This window comes from Microbacterium sp. P5_E9 (genome assembly GCF_054049175.1).
Genome location: NZ_JBFUMV010000016.1, coordinates 1 through 24447 on the forward strand (window position 1 = coordinate 1; position 24447 = coordinate 24447).

The following is a 24447-nucleotide window of genomic DNA, read 5'->3' on the forward strand; positions in this document are numbered from 1 at the left end:
GGTTCGAGGCGCCCCGCGGCGCGTTCGGTCAGCGCACCGATGCGCCGCCGGCGGGGGAGCCGGCGCCGCAGAACCGCGCCCAGCGTCGCGCGGCCGAACGCAAGTAGCCGGACGTCCGGGCCAGGCGTGGGCCATTGGCCTCCCGCCGGCCCGGATATCCTGAACCGATGAGCCCGATCCGCACCCTCGACCAGTCGAGCAAGCTGAAGAACGTCCTGTACGAGATCCGCGGACAGGCGCTCGTCGAGGCCGACCGGCTCGAGTCCGAGGGTCACAAGATCCTCAAGCTGAACACCGGCAACCCTGCGGTGTTCGGGTTCGAGGCGCCCTTCCAGATCGTGCGCGACATGATCGAGGCGATCCCGCACGCCCATGGCTACAGCGACAGCCGAGGCATCATGTCGGCGCGCCGCGCCGTCGTGTACCGCTATGAGCAGGATCCGACGTTCCCGCCGTTCGGTCCCGACGACGTCTTCCTCGGCAACGGCGTGTCGGAGCTCATCACCATGACGATGCAGGCGCTGCTGGATGAGGGCGACGAGGTCCTCATCCCCTCGCCGGACTATCCGCTCTGGACGGCGATGACCAGCCTCGGCGGCGGCACGCCGGTGCACTACGTCTGCGACAACGACGACGGCTGGCAGCCCGACCTCGAGGACATCCGCTCGAAGATCACGCCGCGCACCAAGGCGATCGTCGTCATCAACCCGAACAATCCGACCGGCGCCGTCTACTCGCGCGAGGTGCTCGAGGGCATCGCCGACATCGCCCGCGAGCACTCGCTGCTGCTGCTCGCCGACGAGATCTACGACCGGATCCTGTTCGACGACGCGGTGCACATCCCGATGGCGTCGATCGCCCCCGACCTGCTCTGCCTCACCTTCAACGGCCTCTCGAAGACGTATCGTGTGGCGGGCTACCGCTCCGGCTGGCTCGTCATCACCGGACCGAAGGCGCACGCCTCGGGCTTCCTCGAGGGGATCAACCTCCTCGCCTCGACGCGCCTCTGCCCCAACGTGCCGGCGCAGCACGCCGTGCAGGCCGCCCTCTCCGGCGTGCAGTCGATCGACGCGCTGATCGGCCCGGTTGGGCGACTGCACGAGCAGCGGGATGCCGCGTGGGAGGGTCTTCTCGCAATTCCCGGGGTGACCTGCATGAAGCCGCAGGGCGCGCTGTACGCGTTCCCGCGGTTCGACCCGGACGTCTACGAAATCCGCGACGACCAACGGCTCGTGCTCGACTTCCTCCTCGCCGAGCACGTCCTGCTGGTTCCGGGCACAGGCTTCAACTGGCCGACGCCCGACCACGTGCGCATCGTGACGCTGCCGGAGGCCCGGGTGCTCACCGAGGCGATCGAGCGCCTCGGCAACTTCCTGTCGTCCTACCGCCAGTAGCGGCGAGGACGGTGCCACGGCATCCGTCAACCCCCTCGTCGCACGCGGCGGCGGTGCCTATCGTGGCCGCATGTCCATTGAACTGAACGAGCCCGCGCTGCGTCACGCGCGGGCGCTGGTGCACGCGGGCGACGTCGTCCGCGACGAGCGCGACGACTGGTCGGAGGCGGCGCCCACCCCCGACGAGGAGAACGCCTTCATCGAACGGGACGGCTGGACGGAGTACTCGCACTGGCATCTCGGCGTCGACAGGGCGGAGAACCGGGAGACGAAGCAGGCGTACTCGTTCCCGTTCGGCGACTTTCGGAAGGTGCACCGCGGCGGTGTCATCGCGGGGGAGAGCCGAGCCGGCCAATACGACCACACCGAGATCCGCGACGCGCTCAAGGCGCTGCTCGAGCTCATCGACGCCGACAAGGACTCCTGACAACGCGGCAAGGAGACGATCGGGCCGCCACGACGCTGGGGTCGGCCCGTCGTCGGTCGGGGGTCAGAGCAGCGCGAGCGATGTCGCGCGCCAGCGGCCGTCCATGCCTTCGAGGCGCACGGCGACGGCACGGGTGCGCGCCGCACCGGTCACCACCAGGACGGCCTCGACGACGCCGTCGGCCGGCTCGGAGCAGTGCACGGACATGATCGTGTGCACAGGTCGCCGGGCCGCGTCCCCGCGGGCGCTCCGCGCCCGGGCCGCCAGGTTGGATCTGACGACGAGCTTGCGGAAGGCGTCTTCGGTGACCCAGCGAGCAAGCTGCTCGACCTCGCGCACCCCGGCGAGCACCTCGAAGACGCCCCGCGTCAGGTTGCGCAGGAAGGTCTCGGGATCGGGCAGAGCGGAGGTCGCGGTGCGCTGCGGCGCGAAGAACTGCGAGAGCTCGTACGCGTCGGGCGCAGCGCGGCGGGGGTTGCCGGCGGGCATCGTTGCCATGGTGCCTACTTCATCGGGGGGACGGGTAGGAAAGTAGTAGAACACGACAGGAACTCACAGGAAGAATTCATATCGCCCCTGTGGATAACTATCCGGACACGGTTTCCCGGTTGCCCTAATCTCGCTGGGTGCGCTGGGACCGGTTCTTCGACGACCTCGAAGATCAGCTCGCCTCCGAGTGGGAGGCCGAGCGCGCTGCGCTGGACACCGAGGCGGAGCGGCTCCGGCTTTCCCGAGTCACGATTCGCGATCGGTTCGGGGCGCTGATCGACCGGGAACGGTCGACTCCGGCTCCCTCATTCGAGTTCGCCGACGGCACGGTGATCCCGGCCGAGGTCACCGGCGTGGGCGCGGACTGGATCGCCCTGGAGCCGGCCGAATCCCGCGGTGGTGCGCTGCTGGCACCGCTGTCAGCCGTCGCATGCGTCGGGATACCGCATCCGGATCTCCTCCGCAGTGCCCGACCCGCACCGCCCCGCACGGTCATGGCCGACCGGATGACCCTGGGCTTCGTGCTGCGCGACCTCGTGCGCCGGCGGGTCGGAGTCGCGCTGCATCTGCGCAGCGGACGTGCGCTCGCCGGCACGATCGATCGTGCCGGCGCGGACCACCTCGACCTCGCGCTGCACGATCCGGGCGCACCGCGACGCGCCGGCGAGGTGACGGGGCACCGCCTGGTGTCGTTCGACGCGCTCGCGTGGATTCGTCTGGACGGCACCACGACCCCGCGATGAGCGGGACCAGGGGATGTCAGTCGCCGTGACGGACGATGCCCGTGCCCCACAGTTCGGGGAAGCTCGCCTCGTTGGACTGTCGCCACAGGGCGGAGAGCCTGGCCTCTTCGATCCGGTCATCGAGATACCCGGAGACGCTTGCGGCGTCGATGCGCCACGCCCCCGCTGTTCCGACCCGCATACCCCGCAGGCGCGCGCTGTGCACGAGCGCCATGATGTCGTCGATCGAGACTCCGAGCACCTCGGCGGCCTGAGACGGAGTCAGGAGACGCACGTCGGACGGGGGGCTGTCGGGCATGTCCCCATTATCCCGGCCACGGAGGGGTGCGACGGGCCGCTGGAGGCACTGTGGATAACCGAGAGGTCTCATCCGGACCGTGAGCGACCATGGGTGGCATGACCGCACTCGAGTCCCCCCGGCCGCGCCGGCGTGCCTTCTGGGTCGATGCCCGCTTCGCCCTCGGCCTCCTCCTCGTCGTCGCCTCCGTGGTCGGCGTCTGGTTCGTCATCTCGGCCGCACGCCAGACCGTCCCGGTCTTCGCCGCCGCCCACACGATCGTGCCAGGCCAGGTGCTCTCGGGCGACGATCTCCGACCGGTCGATGTGGCCCTGGGTCAGGTCGGCGACGCGTATCTCGCCGGCGGGGCGCTCGCAGAGGGTCTCGTCGCCACCCGCACCGTGCCGGCCGGGGAGCTCGTGCCGCAGAGCGCGGTCGGCCCGGCCGCGGCGTCGCGCACCACGAGCGTCGTGGTGCACAGTGCGATCGACGTGCCGGCGGTCATCGGTGAGGGCTCGGTTGTCGAGGTGTGGGCCGCACCGATCCAGGAGCGCGGCTACGACACGCCGCGCATCCTCATTCCGGACGCGACAGTCGTCTCGGTGACGCGCGACGAGTCGATGATCGGGGGCGGCTCGGCCGCGCTCGAACTCGTGATCCCGAGGTCGGAGGTCGCCGCGGTGCTCGCCGCGGTGGCCGCAGAATCCGCCCTCTCCGTCGTCCCGACGACAGGCGCGGGCCGGTGAAGGTCCTCATCGCGGCGGACGAGCCCGATGGCACCCGGCTCGCCGAGGGGTTCGAGCGCGAAGGGATCGAGGTGGTCGCGGTCGTGCCGGCCGGCGCCCTCGCAATCGCCGCCGACGACGGCTGGGCGGGGCTGGAGGCCGAGCGCATCGCGCACGCCGTCGCGGGGGCCGACACGGTCGTGCTGCACGCCCACCGCAGGTCGCTCACCGGTGCGGCCGTGTCGCTCTGCGACCGGCACGGCGTGCGCATCGTCCCGCTCATCGCGGACACCGCCGATGAGCGGCTCGTCGCCGCGTTCGGGCTGATCGGGCCGTGGCCGCTCGCCGCCGAGCCGTGGCGCCTCCTCGACGCCCTCGCCGTCGACCGCGCGCCCGCCGTCGAGCCGGCCGCGCCCCGACAGCCCAGGGTGATCGCCGTCTGGGGCCCCGCCGGCGCGCCTGGGCGGTCCACCCTCGCCATCGAGCTGGCGGCCGAGCTCGCTCGCGGTGGGAAGCGCGTGGGACTGGTGGATGCCGATACCCACGCACCGTCGATCGCGCTGCAGCTCGGGCTCGCCGACGAGGGCCCTGGCTTCCCGAGCGCCTGCCGTCAGGCCGAGCGCGGGGAACTGGATGTGCGGGAGCTGGACCGGATCAGCGTTCCCCTCGGCGGCACCGGCGTAGACGTCCTCACCGGGCTGAATCGGCCGTCGCGCTGGCCCGAGCTCACCGCGGGGCGAGTCGCGTCGGCCCTCGCCGTGTGCCGGGAGTGGACCGACTTCACCGTCGTCGATGTCGCGGCATCCCTGGAGCGGGACGAGGAGATCGTGAGCGACCTCGAGGGCCCTCGTCGCAACGCCGCCACGCTCGCGGTCCTCGCTGCGGCCGACCTGGTCGTCGCCGTCGCGGCCGCCGATCCGGTCGGCATCTCCCGACTGCTGCGGGCGCATGCCGAGCTGCGCGCCGCCATCGGCGCCACGCCGGTCGCGGTCATCGCGAACCGGCTGCGCCCCGGCACGCTCGGCATCGACGCCCGCGGGCAGGTGCGGCGCACGCTCGATCGGTTCGGCGGCATCGACGACGTCTGGTTCGTCCCTGCGGATCCGCGGTCGGCGGATGCCGCGATCCTCGCCGCGCGACCGATCGCCGAGGTCGCCCCGCGGTCGCCGCTGACGCTCGCTGTCCGGCGGTTCGTCGGAGAGGTCGTCGTCCCGGCGCCGGCGGTCTCCGCTCCCGCGGTGCGCCGCGGCATCCGTCGCCCCCGTCGCGACGCCGCCTGACCGGTTGCCTCTACGCTGGAGGGCGTGTCGACCCTCAGCGATCTCGTCTACGCCCAAGGGCGATCCAATGAAGCCTCCGTCGAGTGGCTCCACCGTCTGGCCGGCGACGGGCAGCTGCTCGCGGACCTCGCGTTCGCCGACATCGTGATCTGGGTGCCGACCGAGGACGACTCGTTCATCGCCGTCGCGCACACGCGGCCGAGCGGCGCAGCGACCCTGTTCTATCGCGACATCGTCTCCGACCGGGTGCGGCCGCAGTGGCGCACGCAGGTGCGGGATGCCTTCCAATCCGGGCAGATCGTCGATTCGGCGTCGCCGGACTGGTTCGAAGAGACGCCCACCCGCGTGCGTGCGGTGCCCATCGTGCGTGCCGGCCACAACGGCGAGCCGTCGCAGACCATCGGGGTGCTCACTCGGCACACGAATCTCGGCGACTCGCGTACCCCGTCACGGCAGCAGATCACGTTCAACGACTGCGCCGACGACGTGTTCGGGATGATCGCCTTCGGGGAGTTCCCCGATCTGTCCGCGCCGACATCGCCTCGGCGCGGCGCGCCGCGCGCCTCGGACGGCCTCATCCGTCTCGACGTCGACGGCACCACGACCTTCGCAAGCCCGAACGCGCTGTCGGCCTTCAACCGGCTGGGCTTCGAGGACGAGCTGGAGGGCGAGTCGCTCGTCGAGGTGGTGACACGCATCCTGCCGGCGAAGCGCCAGTTCGACGAGTCGCTTCCCGTCGTGGTGAGCGGGCGGGCGCCGTGGCGCGCCGACATCGAGTCCCGCGGCGTGACGGTGAGCCTGCGCACCATCCCGCTGCGGGATCACGGCACCCGCATCGGCGCGATCGTGCTCTGCCGCGATGTGACCGAGATCCGCCATCAGGAGCAGGAGCTCATCACCAAGGACGCGACGATCCGCGAGATCCACCACCGGGTGAAGAACAACCTCCAGACCGTCGCCTCGCTGCTGCGCATCCAGTCCCGCCGCTCGCACACCGACGAGGCGCGTGAGGCGCTCACCCAGGCGATGCGCCGGGTCTCGGCGATCGCGGTCGTCCACGACACCCTCTCCGAGGGCCTTGCGCAGAACGTCGACTTCGACGCAGTCTTCGCCCGCGTGCTCAAGCTCGTCGCCGAGGTCGCCGCCGCGCCGAACACGCGCGCTCGCACGCGGTCGACCGGGAAGTTCGGCATCCTGCCGAGCGAGTACGCGACACCGCTCGCCCTCGCGCTCACCGAGCTCGTGACCAACGCCGTCGAGCACGGGCTCGCCGGTCAAGAGGGCGACGTCGAGATCATCGCCGAGCGCGGCGACGAGAGCCTCGAGGTGCGCGTGCGCGACACCGGGTCGGGCCTTCCAGAGGGTCAGGTCGGCCGGGGTCTGGGCACGCAGATCGTCCGCACCCTCATCCAGGGGGAATTGGGCGGAACCATCGACTGGCACACCATCACGGGCAGCGGCACGGAGGTCACGATCGACATCCCGCTCCGCCACCTCGAGCGCGTCAGGTCCTGACCCCTACTGCCGAGAGGGCAGGTCCACGCCGCGGCGTGGACCTGCCCTCTCGGCAGTTCTGTGGGACTTAGTTGTCAGGACGCGCGGCGGGCGCGGGCGGCGCGGCGCTTGAGGGCGCGGCGCTCATCCTCGGACAGTCCTCCCCACACACCGGAGTCCTGTCCGGTCTCGAGGGCGTACTGGAGGCAGATCTCGGTCACTGTGCAACGTGCGCACACCGACTTGGCCTTCTCGATCTGATCGACGGCCGGCCCGGTGTTCCCCACAGGGAAGAACAGTTCGGGGTCGACGGTCAGGCAGGCGGCCTTGTCGCGCCAATCCATGGGGGTGCTCCTTGTTGCGAAAGCGATAGATGATCAGAGCCCGGATTCGGGTCCGGTACTCTGTGTGGGAAGTGCGAGCGGTTGCTCGCCCCACGTCGCTGTGGGAGCACACGGCTTCCTCTATGATCCCATGGCGCGCGCCGTGGGATCAAGACTTCAGCCCGGGTGATTCTGTCGAAGATGCTGGGCATTCCCTCAATGGCATGGAGGGTTCGCACAATCCAGCCGTACCAGAGCGAGGATTTGTCAGGAATGCAGACAAATGTGGCCAGTCGCGCCGCCGCCGTCATCGTGGGACTCGAAGCCGTGGGACTGATCGTCATCGTCGTGCGCGAACTGCTCTCACTCCTCTCGGGTGATGCCGCGTCGGCGCCCAGCGGAATCGCTCTGCTCGTGCTGACCGCCGTCGGGGCGGCGGCCGTCGCCGCCTTCGCGCTCGCGCTGTGGCACGGCCGATCCTGGGGGAGATCCGGGTCGATCGTCGTGCAGCTGCTCATCCTCGCGGTGGCGCTGGGCGCGGCCACCGGGGCCTATGCGGAGCCGATCGTGGGCCTGGCCATTGCGGCACCTGCGGTGGTGGCGCTGATCCTGCTGATCCTCGGCGCTCGGCGTGCGGCATCAGATCCGGACATCGACGACACGACCTCGGGCTGACGGACGGCTCGGCTCAGCCGACGTGCAGAAGCGTGCGCATGCGGCCCACGTGGCCCGTGGCCCGCACGTTGTACAGGGCATGCTCGATCCGGCCCTTGGCGTCGATCACGAACGTCGAGCGGATGACGCCCTGGATCACCTTGCCGTAGTTCAGCTTGTCGCCCCACACGCCGTATCGGCGATGCACCCGGCGATCCGGGTCGCTCAGCAGGTCGTAGGTCAGAGCGTCCCGTTCCCGGAACCTGCGCAGCTTCTCCGGGTCGTCGCGCGACACGCCGAGCACGACGTACCCCGCCGCCTGCAGCGGCGCGAGGCTGTCCCGGAAGTCGCACGCCTCCTTGGTGCACCCCGGGGTCATCGCCTCCGGGTAGAAGAACAGGATGACCCGCCGTCCGCGCAGAGCGCGCAGTTCCACCGGTCGCTCGTCCTGATCCAGCAGGGTGAACGTGGGGGCCATACGCCCCACCTCGAGTCGCGCGGCGGTCATCGGTCTCCCTTGGATTCGACGGTGCGGCCCTTCTCGGCGAAGGTCTCCAGCAGTCGCTGCAGGGAGTCCAGCCGCGCCGCGCCGGTCGGCCCGAGCCGGCCCTCGTCACGCGCCTCGATCATCGCGCAGTCCGGGGCATCCGGAAGATGCGTGCAGCCGCGCGGGCAGTCCTCGGCGATCTCCGCGAGTTCGGTGTAGGCGCGCAGGATGTTCGCGGGATCCACATGGCCGAGGCCGAACGAGCGCACCCCGGGGGTGTCGATCACCCAGCCGCTGCCTTCGGCGCCGCGGTAGCGCATCGAGACGGTCGAACTGGAGGTGTGGCGTCCGCGCCCCGTCACTTCGTTGACGTGGCCGGTGGCCCGCCGGGCTTCGGGAACGAGCGCGTTGACGAGGGTCGACTTGCCGACACCGGAGTGCCCGACGAAGACCGTGGAATGCCCGACCAGCGCCGCGCCGATGCGTTCGAGCGGCATCTCATCCTGCGCACTCGTGAACACCTCCAGGTCGAGTCCCTCGAAGTGCGTCAGGAATTCGGCCGGGTCGGCGAGGTCGACTTTGGTCACCACKAGCAGGGGACGGATGCCGGCATCCAGCGCCGCGACGAGGTAGCGGTCGACGAGCCGCGCCCGTGGCTCGGGGTCGGCGGCGGCGACGACCACCAGCATCTGGTCGGCGTTGGCCACCACGACCCGCTCGACCTGGTCGGTGTCGTCGGCGCTGCGGCGCAGCAGCGAGGTGCGCTCCTGGATGCCGACGATCCGGCTCAGCGTCCCCTCGGACCCGGAGCTGTCTCCCACGACCTTGGCGAAGTCGCCCGTGACGATCTGCTGACGGCGCAGCTCTCGCGCGCGCATCGCGACGGCTTCGTGCTCGTCCGGCGTGTTCTCGCCCATGAGCACCGCGTAGCGGCCGCGGTCCACGCCGAGGATCCGTCCGAGCTGGGCGTCGGAATGCGCAGGGCGGCGCTTCGTGCGCGGCCGGTTGGCTTTGGGGTTGGGGCGGACCCGAATGTCGGCTTCGTCGAACTCGGGTTCGTCGTCGTCGTCATCCTCGAGCCAGCTCACGATGCCTGCAGCGCCTCCGAGCGCGGGGTCGCGTCGTCGGAGCCGCCGGTGACGAGCCGCTCCCACAGCTGAGGGAACTCGGGCATCGTCTTGGCGGTCGTCGAGATGTCGTCGATCTCCACGCCGGGCACCGCGAGCCCGACGAGCGCGCCGGTCGTCGCCAGGCGGTGATCGTGGTGCGCGCGCCAGCGTCCGCCGTGCAGCGGCTGCGGGATGATGCGGATGCCGTCGGGCAGTTCGTGCGCTTCGCCGCCGAGCGCGCGCAGCTCTCCGATGAGGGCGGCGATCCGGTCGGTCTCGTGCCCGCGGATGTGCCCGATGCCGTAGAGGGTCGTCGGCCCGTCCGCGAACGCGGCCAGCCCGAAGATCGTCGGTGTCAGCTCGCCCGCAGCCGACAGATCGAGGTCGACGCCGGTGATGTGCTGGCCGGCCGCCACGGTGAGCGCGCCGCCCCGACGCGAGACGCGTCCGCCCATGAGCGAGAGGATGTCGGCGAGCAGTGCGCCGGGCTGGGTGGAGTGCGCCGGCCAGCCGGCGACCGACACCGAGCCTCCGGTGATCATGGCCGCGGCGAGGAACGGTGCGGCGTTGGAGAGATCGGGCTCGATCGCGAGGTCCTTGCCGCGCAGCGCTCCCGCTGGGACGACCCATTCGCCGGCGGCCGGTCGTTCCACGTGCACGCCGCGGTGCGCGAGCGCCTCGATCGTCATGTCGATGTGCGGCATGCTCGGCAGGCGTTCGCCGCGGTGGATGAGGTGCAGCCCGACGTCGAAGCGGGGTGCCGCCAGGAGCAGCCCGGAGACGAACTGACTCGACGCGCTGGCATCGATCACGACCTCGCCGCCGCGCACGTGGCCGTGCCCGCGGACGGTGAAGGGGAGCGCCCAGTGCCCGCCGTCGTCGATGTCGACCCCGACGTCGCGGAGCGCCTTGATCATGGCGCCCATCGGGCGGTGCAGCGCGCTCTCATGCGCGGTCATGGTGACTTCGCCCTCGGCGAAGCCGGCGAGTGCGGCGACGAACCGCATGACCGTGCCCGCCTGTCCGCAGTCGACCTGGACGCCACCCTGCAGCGGCCACCGCGGCGTCACGACGAGGTCGTCGCCGAAGGCGCCTGTGCCGGGGACGGCCTCGATCGTGACTCCGAGGGTGCGGAGCGTGTCGATCATCCGTGCCGAGTCTTCGGAGTGGAGGGGGGCGGAGAGATGGCTCGGGCCGTCTGCCAGCGCCGCGAGGATCAGCTCGCGATTCGTCAGCGACTTGGAGCCGGGAATGGTCACCGAGGCGTTGAGCGGGCCGGGCGCGACAGGCGCGCTCCAGGCGCCGCGCACACCTGGCGCGGACTGTGGGGAATACCCGTCGACGGTCATCGGGTTCTACCCTACTGAACCGCTGGATCCAACCAGCGCAAGAAGGAGCCGGATGATCGTCACACTTGATCGCCCTGTCGTGGACGTCCAGGAAGCCTGGGACAGACACGAAGTAGACTGGCGTGTGATGAACGAGGAGCCGGATGCCGTGACCGACCGGCGCACGCAGTTCGAAGAGCAGGCTCTGCCGTTCATGGACCAGCTGTACGCCGCGGCGATGCGCATGACGCGCAACCCGGCCGACGCCGCTGATCTGGTGCAGGAGACGTTCGTCAAGGCGTTCGCGTCGTGGCACACCTTCACGCAGGGGACCAACCTGAAGGCGTGGCTGTACCGCATCCTCACGAATGCGTACATCAACACCTATCGCAAGAAGCAGCGTGAGCCCTACCAGGGGACGATCGACGATCTCGAGGACTGGCAGCTCGGCGGTGCCGAGTCCACGACCGCGTCGAGCACGCGCTCTGCGGAGGCGGAGGCGATCGATCGGATGCCGGCATCCGTCGTCAAAGACGCGCTGCAGGCGATCCCGGAGGACTTCCGGCTCGCGGTGTATCTTGCGGACGTCGAGGGGTTCGCGTATCAAGAGATCGCCGACATCATGAAAACACCGATCGGCACCGTGATGAGCCGTCTGCATCGTGGCAGGCGCATGCTTCGCGAACTGCTCGCCGATTACGCCAAGGAGCGCGGCATCAAGGCCGCCGCCACAGGGAGCGCCAAATGACCGATTGCGGATGCGACAAGGCCCGTCGCGATCTCGAAGAGTACATGCGCAACGAGATGTGCCGGACGGAGCACTCGGACATCGCGGAGCATCTGGAGCAGTGCGCGGAATGCCGTGACGAGGCGCTCGTCGCCAAGACTCTGACTGATGTCGTGGCGCGGGCGTGCAAAGAGACCGCGCCCGAGGAGCTGCGCGATCAGGTGCTGATCCGGCTGCGCGAGGCGCAGGCGACGCACTAGACCGCCGGCGCGAAGATCTTCAGCGCCGCGGGCATGACGTCGATCGTGATCGGGAGTGTGGCGATCGGGTCGCCGTCCGCATAGGCGGTGACACCGGGCGAGACGAGTCGCACCGACCGCACGCGACGCATCGAGACCTCGGGCGATGAGCCGTGCGTGCCGCGGTAGGCGCGCGCGAGCAGGCGCAGCAGGGCGAGGCGTCCGGAGGGCCGGATGAGGGTGACATCCAGCAGGCCGTCCGCCGGATCCGCGTCCGGGCAGATCGGGATGCCGCCGCCGTAGCTCGTCGTGTTGCCGACGGTCGCCATCAACAGGTCACCCGCGATGCGCTCGACGGAGTCATCGGCGAGCCGCAGCTCGACTTCGAATGGCATGCCGCGCAGGCGCAGGAACTCCACCAGGATCGCGATCGTGTACCTGGACTGGCCGCGCGGCCAGGTCATGGCGTTCGCGCGATCGTTCACGAGTGAGTCGAACCCGCTGGCGAGCACCGACCCGAACAGCTGCGTCGATCCGTCCGCCCTGGTGACGCGGGCGAGGTCGACCGTGCGCGTCGCACCGGCGGAGATGAGCTCGGCCGCGGCGGCGACATCCAGCGCCCGAAGGCCGAGCGCACCGGCGAAGTCGTTGCCGGTGCCGGCGGGCACGATGCCGAGGGGGATGTCGGTGCCGGCGAGTTCCTGCAGCGCCAGGCTCACTGTGCCGTCGCCGCCGGCGACCACGACGGCGTCGACGCCGAGACCGATCGCGGTGTGCAGCAGCCGACTGGACTCCGCCGCGCTCCCGCCGCTGATGACCGTCGTGGCGAGTCCGCGTTCGCGCAGTCGGTGCGCGGCGTCCATCGCCGCGCCGGTGTGCGCGCCGGACCGGGCGGTCGGGTTGACGAGCAGTGCGATGGTCATCGTGCGGGTGTCCCTTGCGGCGGTCCGGCGGCGCTCACCAGCACGCCCGGGTTCATGATGCCATGCGGGTCGAGCACCGCCTTCGTCGCACGCAGCAGGGCCATGCCGAGCGGGCCGATCTCCGCTTCGAGATACGGCAGGTGGTCGCGACCGACGGCGTGGTGGTGGGTGATCGTCCCGCCCGACGCCAGGATCGCGCGGGACGCGGCATCCTTCGCTCCCCGCCACTGCTGCACCGGATCGGCGGTGAGCGCGGCGACGACCGTGAAGTAGAGCGATGCGCCGGCCGGGTAGACGTGCGAGATGTGGCACAGCACGATGGGCTTCGTACCGGTGGCAGTGAGCGTCTCACGCAGCGCCTCGGTGACCGCCGCCTTGAGAGTCGGAAGCTTCGCCCAGGTCGTCGCGGTCTCGAGCGTCTCGGCGAGCACGCCGATGTCGAGGAGCGTGTCGCGGAGGGCGGGGGACGCGAACCGGCCGCGCTCCCAGGAGCGGGCCGGCTCCTCGCCGCGCGAGGCGGCGCCGTGCGCGCGGAACAGGGCATCCAGCGCCGTCCTCGTCGCCTCCGCCTCGGCGGCGGTGGCGCCTTCGAACGTCGCCACGGCGAGGCATCCGCGCATCCGCGTGAAATGCCCGCCGAGGGCGGCGTTCGTGCGGGTCTCGGCATCATCGCTCACCCGCAGGACCGTCGGACGGATGCCGCGCTGCGTCGCCTCGCGGAAGGCCGCGGTGGCGGCGGCGAAGGTCGGGAAGGTCCACGAGCCGTACGAGGTGACGGCGGGCACCGGGCGAATCCGCACGGTGACCTCGGTCAGCACGCCGAAGGCGCCTTCCGAGCCGAGGAACAGCTCCCGCAGATCGGGACCGGCGGCGCTCGAAGGCGCGCGCCCGAGCTGCAGCTCGCCGGCGGGGGTGGCCACGCGCATGGCGTGCACGAGGTCGTCGAACCGGCCATATCCGCGCGAGGCCTGGCCGCTCGACCGCGTCGCCGCGTACCCGCCGAGCGAGGCGTACTGGAAGCTCTGCGGGAAATGCCCGAGGGTGTAGCCGCGCGGGCCGAGGAGCTCCTCGGCCTGCGGCCCGGTCGTTCCCGCGCCGAAGGTCGCCAGCAGCGACGTCTCGTCGAGATCGATGAGGGCCGCGGTGGCGGCGAGGTCGAGCGCGATCACCCGCGCGAATCCCAGCCCGCCGGGGTCGACGCCGCCCACGACGCTCGTGCCGCCGCCGAACGGGACGACGGCGATGCGGCGTTCGTCGCACACGGCGAGGACGGCCAGCACCTCGTCATGCGACGACGGGATGACGACGGCATCAGGGGCGGTCTGTGGCTCGCCCTGTCGCCGGGCGAGGAGGTCGGGCGTGCTCTTGCCACCGAGGTGCAGCATCCGGATGTCATCGTCGCGGGTGACCGCGTCGGCGCCGACGACGGCGACCAGGCGCGCGAGCTCGTCGTCGGACAGCCGCGAGGCGGTGAGTACCGGGCGCGGGAGCCGCGGCACGGGGTGCGCCTTGCCGGGGAGGAGCGCCGACACGATCGCGCGGGCGCCGGCCGGGAGTGCGGCGGTCTCGTCGCCCCAGGCGTCCCACCGGGAGCGCGGCGCGGGGGCGGGGCGGGCCACGGGTGTCGGCGATGACATGGACGACAGTATGACACATTATGTATGGTTGTCACATGGCATCGAAGCCGGTCGGAGGCGCGTCCGCAGCGGTCGCGGTCGCCGCGGTGCCCCGCCCGTCCTCGGCCCCCGACACCGAGACCGCGCTGCTGGACGCGGCGCTCGCCGAAGTGCTCGAGCACGGCATCCGTCGCACCACCGCGTCCGACATCGCCCGCCGTGCCCGGGTCTCGCGCCAGACCCTCTATCGCTACTGGCCGGATGCGCAGGCGGTGTTCGCGGCGCTCGTGACCCGCGAACTGCTCGCCGCCCTGCCGGAGGCGCCCCCCGCCCCCCAGGAGGTCGGCGATCTCGTGGACGTCGTGGTCGACACCGCGGACCGGATCAGGCGGATGCCGCTGCTCCAGCGGCTGCGCGACACCGACCCTGAGCTGCTGAGCCGGTACGTCCTGGAGCGGCTCGGCACGAGCCAGCGCGCGATCCACGCCGATCTGGCCCGCCGGATCGCGGCCGCCGGTCTCGGGGCTGCGGACTCCGAGGCCACCGCGGCGATGGTGCTGCTCATCGTGCAGTCCGCGGTGCAGTCCGCGCCGCTCGTGGCCGAGTGGCTCCCGGACGATCGATGGCGCGCCGAGCTGCGGCGCGCGCTGGCCGGTTACCTCGGCGGCGCCCCTTGACCGTCCGGATCCTCGGGCGCACCCCGATCTCATCGGCCCTGAACGCGGCCCGGCGCACCCGGGAGCTCGCGGCGCTCGCCGACCACCCTGTGGTCGACGTCGTCGTGATCGGCGGCGGCATCACCGGGGCGGGATTGGCGCTGGATGCCGCGAGCCGGGGTCTGCGCACGATCCTGGTGGAACGCCACGACCTCGCCCACGGCACGAGCCGGTGGAGCTCGAAGCTCGTCCATGGCGGACTGCGCTACCTGGCGTCGGGCCAGCTCGGCATCGCCCACGAGAGCGCCGCCGAGCGGCACCTGCTCCTCACTCGGATCGCTCCGCATCTGACCCGTCCCCTGGCCCAGGTCGTCCCGCTGTACGCGCCCGACCACCGGTCGCGCGGCGCGGTGGTCGCCGCCGGGTACGGCATGGGCGACGGCCTGCGCCGATTCGTCGGCACGCCGGCTGCGGTGCTCGATGCGCCTCGCCGGATCGGCTCGGCCGAGGCTCTCCGGCTCGCCCCGGCGCTGCGGGCCGAGCACCTGCGCGGCGCGATCCACGGCTGGGACGGACAGCTCATCGACGACGCCCGGCTCGTCGTCGCGGTGGCGCGCACGGCGGCGGGGTACGGGGCATCCGTCCTCACCCGCGTCGAAGCGCTGAACGCGACGGGTGCCGGCGTGCGCCTCCGCGACACGCTCACGGGCGAGGAGTTCGACGTGTCCGCCCGCGCGGTGATCAGCGCGACCGGGGTCTGGGCCGGCGAACTCGACCCTGAAGTGCGGCTTCGGCCAAGCCGTGGCACGCACCTCGTGATCGATGCCGCCCGGTTCGGGCTGTCCGACGTGTCCCTCACCGTGCCGGTGCCCGGCTCGCGCAGTCGATTCATCTTCACTCTTCCCGCACCGCACGGACGTACCTACGTGGGCCTCACCGACGTGCCCGCCGAAACACCGATCCCGGACGTGCCCGAAGCCACCGAGGCGGAGATCGATCTCCTCCTCACGGTCATGAGCACCGTGCTGGCCGAGCCGCTCACTCGCGCCGATGTGATCGGCACCTATGCGGGGCTGCGGCCGCTCGTCACCTCGGCCCACGGCGAGGTCGACACGGGCGATCTGTCCCGCCGGCACGCGATCCTCGAGTCCGCCGACGGCGTGCTGACGGTCGTCGGCGGAAAGCTCACCACCTACCGGCGCATGGCGCAGGACGGGATCGACGAGGCCGTGCGCCGCCGCGCACTGCCGACTGCCCAGCCCTCGCGCACACGGGAGCTGCCTCTCGTAGGTGCGTGGCCGCGCGAGCGACTCGCCGAGATCGGCGCGCCGCCCCGGCTGCGCCGGCGCTACGGGGCGGAGGCGCCGTTCGTCGCCGCACTGCCCGACGGCCCCGCCGCGGCGCGCGGCGTCACGGCGCAGGAGCTCGAGTGGGGCGTTCGTGTCGAGGGGGCCCTGACGGCCGATGACCTGCTCGATCGCCGCACGCGTCTCGGGCTGGTCGCCGCGGACCGGGAGGCGTCGACGGATGCCGCGACCGCCGCCTTCGCCCGCGCCGGGGTCGAGCCGGCCTGAGGTTGGCAGAAACCCTTCGCACGACGACTGACAGCCACAACGGCCGTGTGGGCGGGGTGGACGACACTGGAGCGGTGACTTCGCAACCGGCCTCCGCCCCCGCCAGAGGGAGCCTCGGGCTCGTCCAGGGCACGGCCCTCTACATCGCGTCGGTCCTCGGCACCGGGCTGCTCGTGCTGCCCGGGCTCGCCGCCGAGGTGGCGGGGCCGGCGAGCATCGTCGCGGTCATCGCGGTGCTGGGGCTCTCGGTGCCGCTGGCCGGCACTTTCGCGGTGCTCGCGGCGCGCTATCCCGACCCTGGCGGGGTCGCCAGCTACGTGCGGCGGGCGCTCGGCGACACCGCGGCGCGGATGACGGGCTATTGGTTCATGTTCGGCGTGTGCGCCGGGGCGCCCGTGGTCGCGGTGCTCGGCGGCGAGTATGTCGCGGCGGTCGCGGGCATCGACCGCTCCGCCGTCCCGATCATCGCCGCGGCGATCTTCATCCCGCCGTTCGCCTCCAACGCGTTCGGCGTGCGGATCGCAGGCTGGGTGCAGTTCGTGCTCACCGCGCTGCTCCTCGCCGTCGTGGTCGGGGTCGTCGCGGTCGCCGCCCCGGCCGTCGAGCCGCAGCACTTCACGCCGTTCCTGCCGCACGGGTGGGCGGGAGTGGGCACCGCGATCAGCCTCTTCATCTGGGCCTTCGCCGGCTGGGAGGTCGGCACGCACATCTCCGGCGAATTCCGCAATCCGCGTCGGTTCATCCCGCTCGCGACCGCGATCGCCCTGGTCGTGACGGGCGCGTGCTATCTCGTCCTCCAGGTGATCACCGTGGGCGCGCTCGGCGACACCGCGGGCGACGGCCAGGTGCCGCTGCTCGAGCTCGCCCGGCTGCGATCGCCCGGTGCGGGCGCGATCGCGGTGGGGGTCATCGCCGGCATCGTCGCACTCGGGGTCCTCAACGCCTACCTCGCCGCCTTCGCGAAGCTGGGCGCCTCGCTCGCCACCGCGGGCGACCTGCCTCGCTGGTTCGCCAAGGGCGTCGCCGCGGGCGAGGTGCCCCGGCGCGCACTCGGGCTCACCGCAGTCGTCGCGATGACCTACTTCGCGCTGATGGTGTGGTCGGGGCTCGACCTCACCCCGTTCATCCTCGTGCACACGAGCAGCATGGTCGCGATCTACGCCCTCGGCATGGTCGCGGCGGTCCGCCTGCTGCGCCGAGGCACCTTCGGGTGGTGGCTCGCCGTCGTCGCGGCGGTGCTGTGCGAGGGGATGCTGGTGCTCGCGGTGCGGTCGCTGCTGCCGGCCGCGGTGCTCGCGATGGTTGCGCTCATCGTCACGATCGTGCGCAGACAACTCGGGCCGCAGTTGAAGGAACGACCACGGCCCGAGGTGACGGATGACGTCAGAGCGTCAGCGCCTTCTGCATGAGCTGAGCGTGCTCGACCGCGTGCACCTTGGGTGAACCGGTCGCGGGCGACGCCGCAGCCTTGCGCGAGACGCGGCGGATGGTCCGGCCGTGCAGGTGCTTGACGACCTCGAGCGCGATGAACGGCCACGCGCCCTGGTTCTCCGGTTCGTCCTGCACCCAGACCAGCTCCGCGTTCGGGTAGCTGTCGATCACGGCGTTGAGCTCGACCACGGGGGCCGGGTAGTACTGCTCCATGCGGACGAGGGCGATCTCCGGATTCGGGTTCTTCTCGAGCTCGGCCTTGAGGTCCCAGTGGATCTTTCCCGCGTGCAGCAGGACGCGCTTGACGGCGCCCTTGTCCTGGATGCGGACATCATCCAGCACCGGCTCGAACTTGCCGGTGACGAAGTCCTCGACCGGGCTGGTCGCGCCGCGCAGGCGCAGCATCGCCTTGGGGGAGAAGACCACGAGCGGCTTGCGCGGCCGGGCGTAGGCCTGGCGACGCAGCAGGTGGAAGTACGACGCCGGAGTCGACGGGCGGGCGACGATCATGTTCTCCTGCGCGCACAGCTGCAGGTAGCGCTCGATGCGTGCCGACGAGTGGTCGGGTCCCTGGCCCTCGTAGCCGTGCGGGAGCAGCAGCACGACGCTCGACTGCTGGCCCCACTTCTGGTCGGCCGACGAGATGAACTCGTCGATGATCGACTGCGCCCCGTTGCCGAAGTCGCCGAACTGGGCCTCCCAGAGCACCAGCGCATCCGGCCGCTCCACCGAGTAGCCGTACTCGAAGCCCATCGCCGCGTATTCGCTGAGCAGCGAGTCGTAGACCCAGAACCTGGCCTGGTTGTCCGACAGGTTCGCGAGCGGGATCCACTCCTGACCGTTGATCCGGTCGTGCAGAACGGAGTGGCGCTGCACGAACGTGCCACGGCGCGAGTCCTGACCGGCGAGGCGGACGTAGGTGCCCTCGACCAGCAGCGATCCGAAGGCGAGGAGCTCGCCGAAGGCCCAGTCCACGCCGCCGTTGCGGCTCATGTCGCGGCGCTTTTCGAGCAGCTGCTGGAGCTTGGGGTGGACGGTGAAGCCGTCGGGCTTGTTCACGAACGCGTCGCCGATGAGGTGGACGAGCTCGGTCGACACGGCGGTCGTCTCCGGTGCACCCTCGACGGTGGCCACGTGCGCGGCATCCGCGATCACCGGCGATGTGCCGGTCTCGGCGGCGTGCGTCTCGGCGAAGGCGATCTCGAGGCCGTTCTGGAAGTCCTGCTTCGCCTTCTCGTACTCCTCTTCGGTGATGTCACCGCGTCCGACGAGCGCCTCGGTGTAGAGGCGGCGCACCGAGCGCTTGGCCTCGATGAGGTTCGTCATGAGCGGCTGCGTCATCGAGGGGTCGTCGCCCTCGTTGTGACCGCGGCGGCGGTAGCAGACGAGATCGATGACGATGTCGCGGTGGAAGCGCTCGCGGTACGCGAACGCGACCTGGGCCACCCGCACGACCGCCTCGGGGTCGTCGCCGTTCACGTGCAGGATCGGCGCCTGGATGGTCTTGGCGACGTCGGTGGAGTACACCGAGCTGCGACCGTCCTGCGGAACCGTCGTGAAGCCGACCTGGTTGTTGACGACGACGTGGATCGTGCCGCCGGTGCGGTAGCCGCGCAGCTGCGACATCTGGAGTGTCTCGACGACGACGCCCTGGCCCGCGAAGGCCGCGTCGCCGTGGACGATGAGCGGCAGCCACGAGAACGAGCCGATCGGCTTGCGGTCCTGCTTCGCGCGGACGATGCCCTCGAGCACGCCGTCGACGGTCTCGAGGTGCGAGGGGTTCGCCGCCAGGAGCACGGGGATCTCGTCGCCGCGGTCGTCGACGAAGGTGCCCTCGGTGCCGAGGTGGTACTTGACGTCGCCCGATCCGCTCTTGCTGCCGACGGCGACGGCGCCCTCGAACTCGCGGAACACCTGGCCGTACGTCTTGCCGGCGATGTTCGTGAGGACGTTCAGGCGGCCGCGGTGCGCCATGCCGATGGCGACGCCGTCGAGCCGGGCCTGGGCGGCGCCCTGGAGGATCTCGTCGAGCAGGGGGATCAGGGACTCGCCGCCCTCCAAGCTGAACCGCTTCTGGCCGACGTACTTGGTCTGCAGGAACGTCTCGAACGCCTCGCCCTGGTTGAGCTTGCTCAGGATGCGGAGCTGCTCGTCGTGGCCGGGCTTCTGGTACTTGACCTCGACGTTCTCCTGGAACCAGGCGCGCTGCTCAGGGTCCTGGATGTGCATGTACTCGATGCCGCTGGTGCGGCAGTACGAGTCGCGCAGCACGCCGAGGATGTCGCGGAGCTTGAGCAGCCGCTTGCCGCCGAAGCCGCCGGTGACGAATTCGCGGTCGAGGTCCCAGAAGGTGAGGCCGTGGTTCTCGATCTCGAGGTCGGGGTGGGTGCGCTGCCGGTACTCGAGCGGGTCGATGTCGGCCATGAGGTGGCCGCGCACGCGGAACGCGTTGATGAGCTCCTGCACGCGCGCGGTCTTGTCGACGCGCTCGGCGATGTCGACGTTGATGTCGTTGGCCCAGTGGATGGGGGCATACGGGATGCGCAGCGCCGCGAAGATGTCGTCGTAGAAGTGTCGCTGGCCGATGAGCAGCTCGTGCACCTTCTTGAGGAACTCGCCCGAGCCGGCGCCCTGGATGACGCGGTGGTCGTAGGTGCTGGTGAGGGTGATGGTCTTGCCGATGCCCAGCTCGACGAGCGTCTTCTCGCTGGAGCCCTGGAACTCGGCAGGGTACTCGAGAGCGCCGGCGCCGACGATGCAGCCCTGGCCCTTCATGAGCCGAGGCACCGAGTGCACGGTGCCGATGCCGCCGGGGTTGGTGAGCGAAATCGTCGTGCCCTGGAAGTCCGCGGCCGTGAGCTTGTTGCCGCGGGCGCGGGTGACCAGGTCCTCGTAGGAGGCGAGGAACTCGCCGAAGGTCAGCGTGTCGGCGCGCTTGATGCTCGGCACCATGAGTGCACGGGTGCCGTCGGGCTTGGGCAGGTCGATCGCGATGCCGAGGTTGATGTGCGCTGGGGCGACCACCGACGGCTTGCCCTCGATCTCGGCGTAGAACACGTTCTGGCTCGGGAACTCCTTGAGCGCCTGGATGATCGCCCAGCCGATCAGGTGCGTGAAGCTGATCTTGCCGCCGCGGGTGCGGGCCATGTGATTGTTGATCACGATGCGGTTGTCGATCATCAGCTTCGCCGGCACGGTGCGCACGCTGGTGGCGGTGGGCACGGTGAGCGACTCGTCCATGTTCGCCGCGAGGGCCTTCGTCATGCCGCGCAGCGCGGTGACCCGGTCCTCTTCGCTCGAGGCTTCGCCGGTCGACGGCGTCACGGTGGGTGCCTGCGCCGGGATCGGCTGGCTCGCCGCGGGCCGCGTGGTCGTGCGGGCAACCGGCTGTGCGCCGATCACCGGGATGGGGGCCGTCACCGGGTGGCGATCGGATGCCGCGGCCTCGGGTGCGGCGGGCGCCGCCGGTGGGGCGGCCGGGGCTGCCTGCGGCGCGGCCGCCTGCGGCGCGGCGTCGGGCTGTGGTGCCGCCGGGGCGGTCGCCTCGTCCACGGGATGATAGGCCTCGAGGATGGGCCACCACGACTTGTCGACGGAGTTCCGGTCGAGCTTGAACTGCTCGTACATCTCGTCTACGAGCCACTCGTTGGCGCCGAACTCGCCCTCGCTCGAAACCCCGACGCCTGTCACCTGGCTGGACACGGTCGATCGCCTGCTTTCATCGGTGAAGATTGGTGAACATGCGGGGCTGAAATCCGCCCACACGCACGACTGTTAAGCCTAACCCAGTCTGCCGGGGGCAATCTTGGCCGCGTAAGGGCTTGACCGGAACGATCCGGCATCATTATTCGCACAGGTAAGAATCACTAACCTTGACATGTGGAGTTCTATGGAGAGCGGCCCGATGTCGATCTGACCTATTCCGATGTCTTCCTGGTGCCGCGACGATCGGCCGTCACGAGCCGCCTCGAGGTCGACCTCGCACCGGGCGACGGCACGCCCGCGACCATCCCGCTGATCTCGGCGAACATGAACTCGGTCACCGGCACGAGGCTCGCCGCCACCCTCGCCCGTCGCGGCGGACTTGGTGTGCTGCCGCAGGACATGCCGCTGCAGGAGCTCGACGCCGCGATCCGCTGGGTCAAGGCCCAGCCGGTGCTGTGGGACACGCCCCTCGTCCTTCCCCCTGATGCCACGGTCGCCGACGCGGCGCGCCTGCTGCCGGCCACCGAGGGCCACGGCATCGTCGTCGCCACCGCCGGCGCGACGCTGCACATCGACGACATCCTGGGGGTGGTGCCGGCGCTGCGGCTCGGAACCGCCCTGCCCGATGCCCGCCTGGGCGATCTCGCACGCGGGCACGCGGCATCCATCGACGCAGACGATGTCGAGAGCGCCCGGCACGCGTTCGATCTGATCGTCGCCTCGAACGCCGAGACGGTGTGCGTGCTGCACCACGGCCTCCTCGTCGGCACCCTGTCGCGCCGCAGCGCCTTGCGCTCGAACCTGTACCGCCCGGCGGTCGACGCCGGYGGACGACTCAGCGTCGCCGCCGCGGTCGGCATCAACGGCGACGTGGCAGCCAAAGCGCGTGCGCTCGCCGCCGCCGGGGTCGACGTCCTCGTCCTCGACACCGCGCACGGCCACCAGGAGGGCATGCTCGAAGCCCTCCGCACGGTGTCGAAGCTGGATCTCGGCATCCCGATCGCCGCAGGCAACATCGTCACCGCCGAAGGCGTGCACGATCTGGTCCAGGCGGGCGCGAACATCCTGAAGGTCGGTGTGGGTCCCGGTGCGATGTGCACGACCCGCATGATGACGGCCGTCGGGCGGCCGCAGTTCTCCGCCGTCCTGGAGACCGCCGAAGCCGCGCGGATCATGGGCGCCCACGTCTGGGCCGACGGTGGCGTGCGCTACCCCCGCGACGTCGCGCTCGCGCTCGCGGCCGGCGCGTCGTCGGTCATGATCGGCTCGTGGTTCGCCGGCACGATCGAGGCGCCCGGCGAGCTGCAGCTCGACGCGAGCGGTCGCGCCTACAAGGAGTCGTGGGGCATGGCCTCGACCAAGGCCGTGCACGAGCGCTTCGGCCGCTTGGACCCTTACGACCTCGCCCGCAAGGAGCTGTTCGCCGAGGGGATCTCGTCGTCGAAGATCTACCTCGACCCGCTTCGTCCGGGTCTCGAGGACCTCATCGACATGATCACCTCGGGGGTGCGCTCCTCGTTCACCTACGCCGGCTCGTCCACGGTCGCCGAATTCCACGAGCACGCGCGGGTGGGCCTGCAGTCCGCCGCCGGCTACGAAGAAGGCAAGGCGCTCCCCGTCAGCTGGTAGCCGCGGAGCTGGTCCCGGCCGGGTCGCGGCATCCGTCGCGTGATCGTTCGCGCGGTCGAAACCGCCATCCGCGGTCACTTCGGCCAAGACGCTATGCTTCGCGCTACCGAAACCGCCATCCGCGGTTGATGCGTTCGGGCGCGTGTGGCGGTTTCGACCGCGCGAGCATCGACGTCTCGCGCTGTCGATCGTGGAGGCTTCGGATGCCGCTGTCAGGGCCGCGGCTTGGAACTGGGAAGCCCGTCGGCGGTCAGGACGTCGTACACCCGGCGTGGATAGTCGAAGTCCGTCGCCTCGAGGCGGGAGAACCCGCGCACCTCGCGCCGGATCTCGTTCTCGCGGTTCTTCTCGTCGACGACGATCTCGCCGGGGTCGCGATCCGGGCCGAACTCGGGGCTGAGGTACTTGCCGCGGCCGTCGATCTCGAGCCAGTGGTCGTACTCGGGGAAGTAGCGGTCGCCGAACACGACTCGGCCGCTGCGAAGCTCACGACGCTCCTGCGGGTGAGACGCAGGGAAGCCGAGCTGATGGATCACGACGCGCCCCTGCGTCTCTCGGACGTTTGCGGCAAGCGTCTCGGCGCTTTCGATCACGCGCCGGGCGCGGACGTCTCCGCGGCGGGGTGGGCTCGCCTCGATGAGGGCGATGATCTCCTCACGCGTCGTCAGCGCTCCGCCCTCTCGTCCGACCCACAGTGCCTGATCGACGGCGCTCGCAGCCCGCACGAAGGGAAGAGATCGCGCCAGGTCGAGCGCGGTCTGAGCCGGAGTGGTGATCTCGTGCATTCCGAACGGGACGCGTTCGACTCCCTCCAGCCCGAGCGCGTGACGCCGCACGGACCCGCCCGAGCGCCCGCCGCTCGCACGGTCGATGGTGAGGTCGATCGATGTCGGCCACGCTCCGAGCACGTCGATGCCCCACTCCGCGGCGGCGGCCAGGTGTGACACGATCGCGCCTGCATCGAGCCGGCGGGCGACCTCCTGGAGACGGACCCGGTGCCGTTCGATGGGGCGGAGTCGCTTCCACTCCGCGGTCAGAACGTAGGCGCCGGGAATCACCCGGGTCCAGGTTCCGTCGGCGACGAGCCGCCGTCGGCGCTTGTCGTCGACCGGATCAAGCTGCTCGCACCGTCGCGACACGACGATCAGGTCGTGCGCCGCTGTCTGGGTCGATTCCACGGACCCACCCTGGGCGCTCGTGCCGGAGCATCCGTGTCG

The 24447-nt window shown here is 70.8% G+C and carries 23 protein-coding genes; 13 read left to right on the forward strand and 10 right to left on the reverse strand.

Going from position 1 to position 24447, the window contains the following annotated elements:
- Positions 1 to 167: 167 nt before the first annotated feature.
- Entirely contained in the window at positions 168 to 1394 is a 1227-nt protein-coding gene (locus ACXJ3V_RS15990) for a pyridoxal phosphate-dependent aminotransferase (RefSeq protein ID WP_457101327.1), read from the forward strand.
- A gap of 70 nt (positions 1395 to 1464) precedes the next feature.
- The gene (locus ACXJ3V_RS15995) at positions 1465 to 1821 is read left to right on the forward strand and encodes a hypothetical protein (protein WP_457101328.1); all 357 of its coding nucleotides are present in this window, start codon (positions 1465 to 1467) and stop codon (positions 1819 to 1821) included.
- Between the two features lie 63 nt (positions 1822 to 1884).
- Here the strand turns inward: ACXJ3V_RS15995 and ACXJ3V_RS16000 are convergent, their stop codons facing one another.
- Positions 1885 to 2319, reverse strand: coding sequence for an Rv3235 family protein (locus ACXJ3V_RS16000; RefSeq protein ID WP_457101329.1), 435 nt, complete (start codon positions 2317 to 2319; stop codon positions 1885 to 1887).
- Positions 2320 to 2447: 128 nt separating this feature from the next.
- Between ACXJ3V_RS16000 and ACXJ3V_RS16005 the strand changes: the two genes are divergently transcribed.
- Positions 2448 to 3053: a hypothetical protein gene (locus ACXJ3V_RS16005; protein ID WP_457101330.1), complete on the forward strand. Its 606-nt coding sequence runs from the start codon at positions 2448 to 2450 to the stop codon at positions 3051 to 3053.
- Positions 3054 to 3069: 16 nt separating this feature from the next.
- Here ACXJ3V_RS16005 and ACXJ3V_RS16010 read toward each other — a convergent pair whose 3' ends face one another.
- The gene (locus tag ACXJ3V_RS16010; protein WP_457101331.1) at positions 3070 to 3351 is read right to left on the reverse strand and encodes a helix-turn-helix domain-containing protein; all 282 of its coding nucleotides are present in this window, start codon (positions 3349 to 3351) and stop codon (positions 3070 to 3072) included.
- 98 nt (positions 3352 to 3449) lie between these two features.
- Between ACXJ3V_RS16010 and ACXJ3V_RS16015 the strand changes: the two genes are divergently transcribed.
- Genes ACXJ3V_RS16015 through ACXJ3V_RS16025 form a run of 3 tightly spaced genes read left to right on the forward strand, consistent with a single transcriptional unit; the run spans position 3450 to position 6850 of the window.
- Positions 3450 to 4076, forward strand: a complete 627-nt coding sequence (locus ACXJ3V_RS16015) for an SAF domain-containing protein (protein WP_457101332.1) — start codon at positions 3450 to 3452, stop codon at positions 4074 to 4076.
- Positions 4073 to 5335, forward strand: coding sequence for an AAA family ATPase (locus tag ACXJ3V_RS16020; protein WP_457101333.1), 1263 nt, complete (start codon positions 4073 to 4075; stop codon positions 5333 to 5335). The genes ACXJ3V_RS16015 and ACXJ3V_RS16020 overlap by 4 nt, the downstream gene beginning before the upstream one ends.
- Before the next feature lie 24 nt (positions 5336 to 5359).
- Positions 5360 to 6850, forward strand: coding sequence for a sensor histidine kinase (locus tag ACXJ3V_RS16025; RefSeq protein ID WP_457101334.1), 1491 nt, complete (start codon positions 5360 to 5362; stop codon positions 6848 to 6850).
- Between the two features lie 74 nt (positions 6851 to 6924).
- On the opposite strand, the gene ACXJ3V_RS16030 is transcribed toward ACXJ3V_RS16025, so the two are convergent.
- Positions 6925 to 7173, reverse strand: coding sequence for a WhiB family transcriptional regulator (locus ACXJ3V_RS16030; RefSeq protein ID WP_018171995.1), 249 nt, complete (start codon positions 7171 to 7173; stop codon positions 6925 to 6927).
- 252 nt (positions 7174 to 7425) lie between these two features.
- On the opposite strand from ACXJ3V_RS16030, the gene ACXJ3V_RS16035 reads away from it, so the two are divergent.
- Positions 7426 to 7827, forward strand: coding sequence for a histidine kinase (locus tag ACXJ3V_RS16035; protein WP_457101335.1), 402 nt, complete (start codon positions 7426 to 7428; stop codon positions 7825 to 7827).
- Between the two features lie 13 nt (positions 7828 to 7840).
- Here the strand turns inward: ACXJ3V_RS16035 and bcp are convergent, their stop codons facing one another.
- From bcp to aroA, 3 genes are read right to left on the reverse strand one after another with little or no spacing between them, the layout of a single operon-like run.
- Positions 7841 to 8314, reverse strand: a complete 474-nt coding sequence (bcp, locus tag ACXJ3V_RS16040) for a thioredoxin-dependent thiol peroxidase (RefSeq protein WP_457101336.1) — start codon at positions 8312 to 8314, stop codon at positions 7841 to 7843.
- A complete protein-coding gene (gene rsgA, locus ACXJ3V_RS16045; RefSeq protein ID WP_457101337.1) occupies positions 8311 to 9381 on the reverse strand; it encodes a ribosome small subunit-dependent GTPase A in 1071 nt (356 codons plus the stop codon). Before rsgA ends, bcp begins: the two co-directional genes overlap by 4 nt.
- The gene (aroA, locus tag ACXJ3V_RS16050) at positions 9378 to 10751 is read right to left on the reverse strand and encodes a 3-phosphoshikimate 1-carboxyvinyltransferase (RefSeq protein ID WP_457101338.1); all 1374 of its coding nucleotides are present in this window, start codon (positions 10749 to 10751) and stop codon (positions 9378 to 9380) included. The genes rsgA and aroA overlap by 4 nt, the downstream gene beginning before the upstream one ends.
- Before the next feature lie 52 nt (positions 10752 to 10803).
- Here aroA and ACXJ3V_RS16055 point away from each other — a divergent pair, with 52 nt between their 5' ends.
- Positions 10804 to 11478: a sigma-70 family RNA polymerase sigma factor gene (locus ACXJ3V_RS16055; RefSeq protein ID WP_457101339.1), complete on the forward strand. Its 675-nt coding sequence runs from the start codon at positions 10804 to 10806 to the stop codon at positions 11476 to 11478.
- Positions 11475 to 11717: an alpha-ketoglutarate decarboxylase gene (locus ACXJ3V_RS16060; protein WP_457101340.1), complete on the forward strand. Its 243-nt coding sequence runs from the start codon at positions 11475 to 11477 to the stop codon at positions 11715 to 11717. The genes ACXJ3V_RS16055 and ACXJ3V_RS16060 overlap by 4 nt, the downstream gene beginning before the upstream one ends.
- On the opposite strand, the gene ACXJ3V_RS16065 is transcribed toward ACXJ3V_RS16060, so the two are convergent.
- On the reverse strand, positions 11714 to 12619 hold the full coding sequence (locus ACXJ3V_RS16065) for a diacylglycerol kinase (protein WP_457101341.1): 906 nt from the start codon (positions 12617 to 12619) through the stop codon (positions 11714 to 11716). The two genes, ACXJ3V_RS16060 and ACXJ3V_RS16065, sit on opposite strands and share 4 nt — an antisense overlap.
- Entirely contained in the window at positions 12616 to 14256 is a 1641-nt protein-coding gene (locus ACXJ3V_RS16070) for an FAD-binding oxidoreductase (protein ID WP_457101342.1), read from the reverse strand. The genes ACXJ3V_RS16065 and ACXJ3V_RS16070 overlap by 4 nt, the downstream gene beginning before the upstream one ends.
- Before the next feature lie 35 nt (positions 14257 to 14291).
- On the opposite strand from ACXJ3V_RS16070, the gene ACXJ3V_RS16075 reads away from it, so the two are divergent.
- From ACXJ3V_RS16075 to ACXJ3V_RS16085, 3 genes are all read left to right on the forward strand, one after another.
- Positions 14292 to 14912 (forward strand): TetR/AcrR family transcriptional regulator, encoded by a 621-nt coding sequence (locus tag ACXJ3V_RS16075; protein ID WP_457101343.1) that lies wholly within the window; start codon positions 14292 to 14294, stop codon positions 14910 to 14912.
- Positions 14909 to 16465 carry a glycerol-3-phosphate dehydrogenase/oxidase gene (locus ACXJ3V_RS16080; protein WP_457101344.1) on the forward strand — a complete coding sequence of 519 codons (1557 nt, stop codon included), beginning with the start codon at positions 14909 to 14911 and terminating at the stop codon, positions 16463 to 16465. The genes ACXJ3V_RS16075 and ACXJ3V_RS16080 overlap by 4 nt, the downstream gene beginning before the upstream one ends.
- 74 nt (positions 16466 to 16539) lie before the next feature.
- Positions 16540 to 17874 carry an APC family permease gene (locus tag ACXJ3V_RS16085; protein WP_457101345.1) on the forward strand — a complete coding sequence of 445 codons (1335 nt, stop codon included), beginning with the start codon at positions 16540 to 16542 and terminating at the stop codon, positions 17872 to 17874.
- Here the strand turns inward: ACXJ3V_RS16085 and ACXJ3V_RS16090 are convergent.
- Complete coding sequence (locus ACXJ3V_RS16090; RefSeq protein ID WP_457101346.1) at positions 17849 to 21598, reverse strand: multifunctional oxoglutarate decarboxylase/oxoglutarate dehydrogenase thiamine pyrophosphate-binding subunit/dihydrolipoyllysine-residue succinyltransferase subunit; 3750 nt, start codon at positions 21596 to 21598, stop codon at positions 17849 to 17851. The genes ACXJ3V_RS16085 and ACXJ3V_RS16090 overlap by 26 nt on opposite strands.
- Before the next feature lie 177 nt (positions 21599 to 21775).
- On the opposite strand from ACXJ3V_RS16090, the gene guaB1 reads away from it, so the two are divergent.
- On the forward strand, positions 21776 to 23230 hold the full coding sequence (guaB1, locus tag ACXJ3V_RS16095; protein WP_457101347.1) for a GMP reductase: 1455 nt from the start codon (positions 21776 to 21778) through the stop codon (positions 23228 to 23230).
- A gap of 212 nt (positions 23231 to 23442) precedes the next feature.
- Here the strand turns inward: guaB1 and ACXJ3V_RS16100 are convergent, their stop codons facing one another.
- Complete coding sequence (locus tag ACXJ3V_RS16100) at positions 23443 to 24408, reverse strand: hypothetical protein (RefSeq protein ID WP_457101348.1); 966 nt, start codon at positions 24406 to 24408, stop codon at positions 23443 to 23445.
- Positions 24409 to 24447: the final 39 nt, after the last annotated feature.

Bases quoted from the DNA above. Each gene is read 5' to 3' on its own strand.
- ACXJ3V_RS15990 (WP_457101327.1), top strand. From the start codon at position 168: ATGAGCCCGATCCGCACCCTCGACCAGTCGAGCAAGCTGAAGAACGTC.
- ACXJ3V_RS15995 (WP_457101328.1), top strand. From the start codon at position 1,465: ATGTCCATTGAACTGAACGAGCCCGCGCTGCGTCACGCGCGGGCGCTG.
- ACXJ3V_RS16000 (WP_457101329.1), bottom strand. From the start codon at position 2,319: ATGGCAACGATGCCCGCCGGCAACCCCCGCCGCGCTGCGCCCGACGCG.
- ACXJ3V_RS16010 (WP_457101331.1), bottom strand. From the start codon at position 3,351: ATGCCCGACAGCCCCCCGTCCGACGTGCGTCTCCTGACTCCGTCTCAG.
- ACXJ3V_RS16015 (WP_457101332.1), top strand. From the start codon at position 3,450: ATGACCGCACTCGAGTCCCCCCGGCCGCGCCGGCGTGCCTTCTGGGTC.
- ACXJ3V_RS16030 (WP_018171995.1), bottom strand. From the start codon at position 7,173: ATGGATTGGCGCGACAAGGCCGCCTGCCTGACCGTCGACCCCGAACTG.
- ACXJ3V_RS16035 (WP_457101335.1), top strand. From the start codon at position 7,426: ATGCAGACAAATGTGGCCAGTCGCGCCGCCGCCGTCATCGTGGGACTC.
- bcp (WP_457101336.1), bottom strand. From the start codon at position 8,314: ATGACCGCCGCGCGACTCGAGGTGGGGCGTATGGCCCCCACGTTCACC.
- aroA (WP_457101338.1), bottom strand. From the start codon at position 10,751: ATGACCGTCGACGGGTATTCCCCACAGTCCGCGCCAGGTGTGCGCGGC.
- ACXJ3V_RS16055 (WP_457101339.1), top strand. From the start codon at position 10,804: ATGATCGTCACACTTGATCGCCCTGTCGTGGACGTCCAGGAAGCCTGG.
- ACXJ3V_RS16060 (WP_457101340.1), top strand. From the start codon at position 11,475: ATGACCGATTGCGGATGCGACAAGGCCCGTCGCGATCTCGAAGAGTAC.
- ACXJ3V_RS16065 (WP_457101341.1), bottom strand. From the start codon at position 12,619: ATGACCATCGCACTGCTCGTCAACCCGACCGCCCGGTCCGGCGCGCAC.
- ACXJ3V_RS16070 (WP_457101342.1), bottom strand. From the start codon at position 14,256: ATGTCATCGCCGACACCCGTGGCCCGCCCCGCCCCCGCGCCGCGCTCC.
- ACXJ3V_RS16075 (WP_457101343.1), top strand. From the start codon at position 14,292: ATGGCATCGAAGCCGGTCGGAGGCGCGTCCGCAGCGGTCGCGGTCGCC.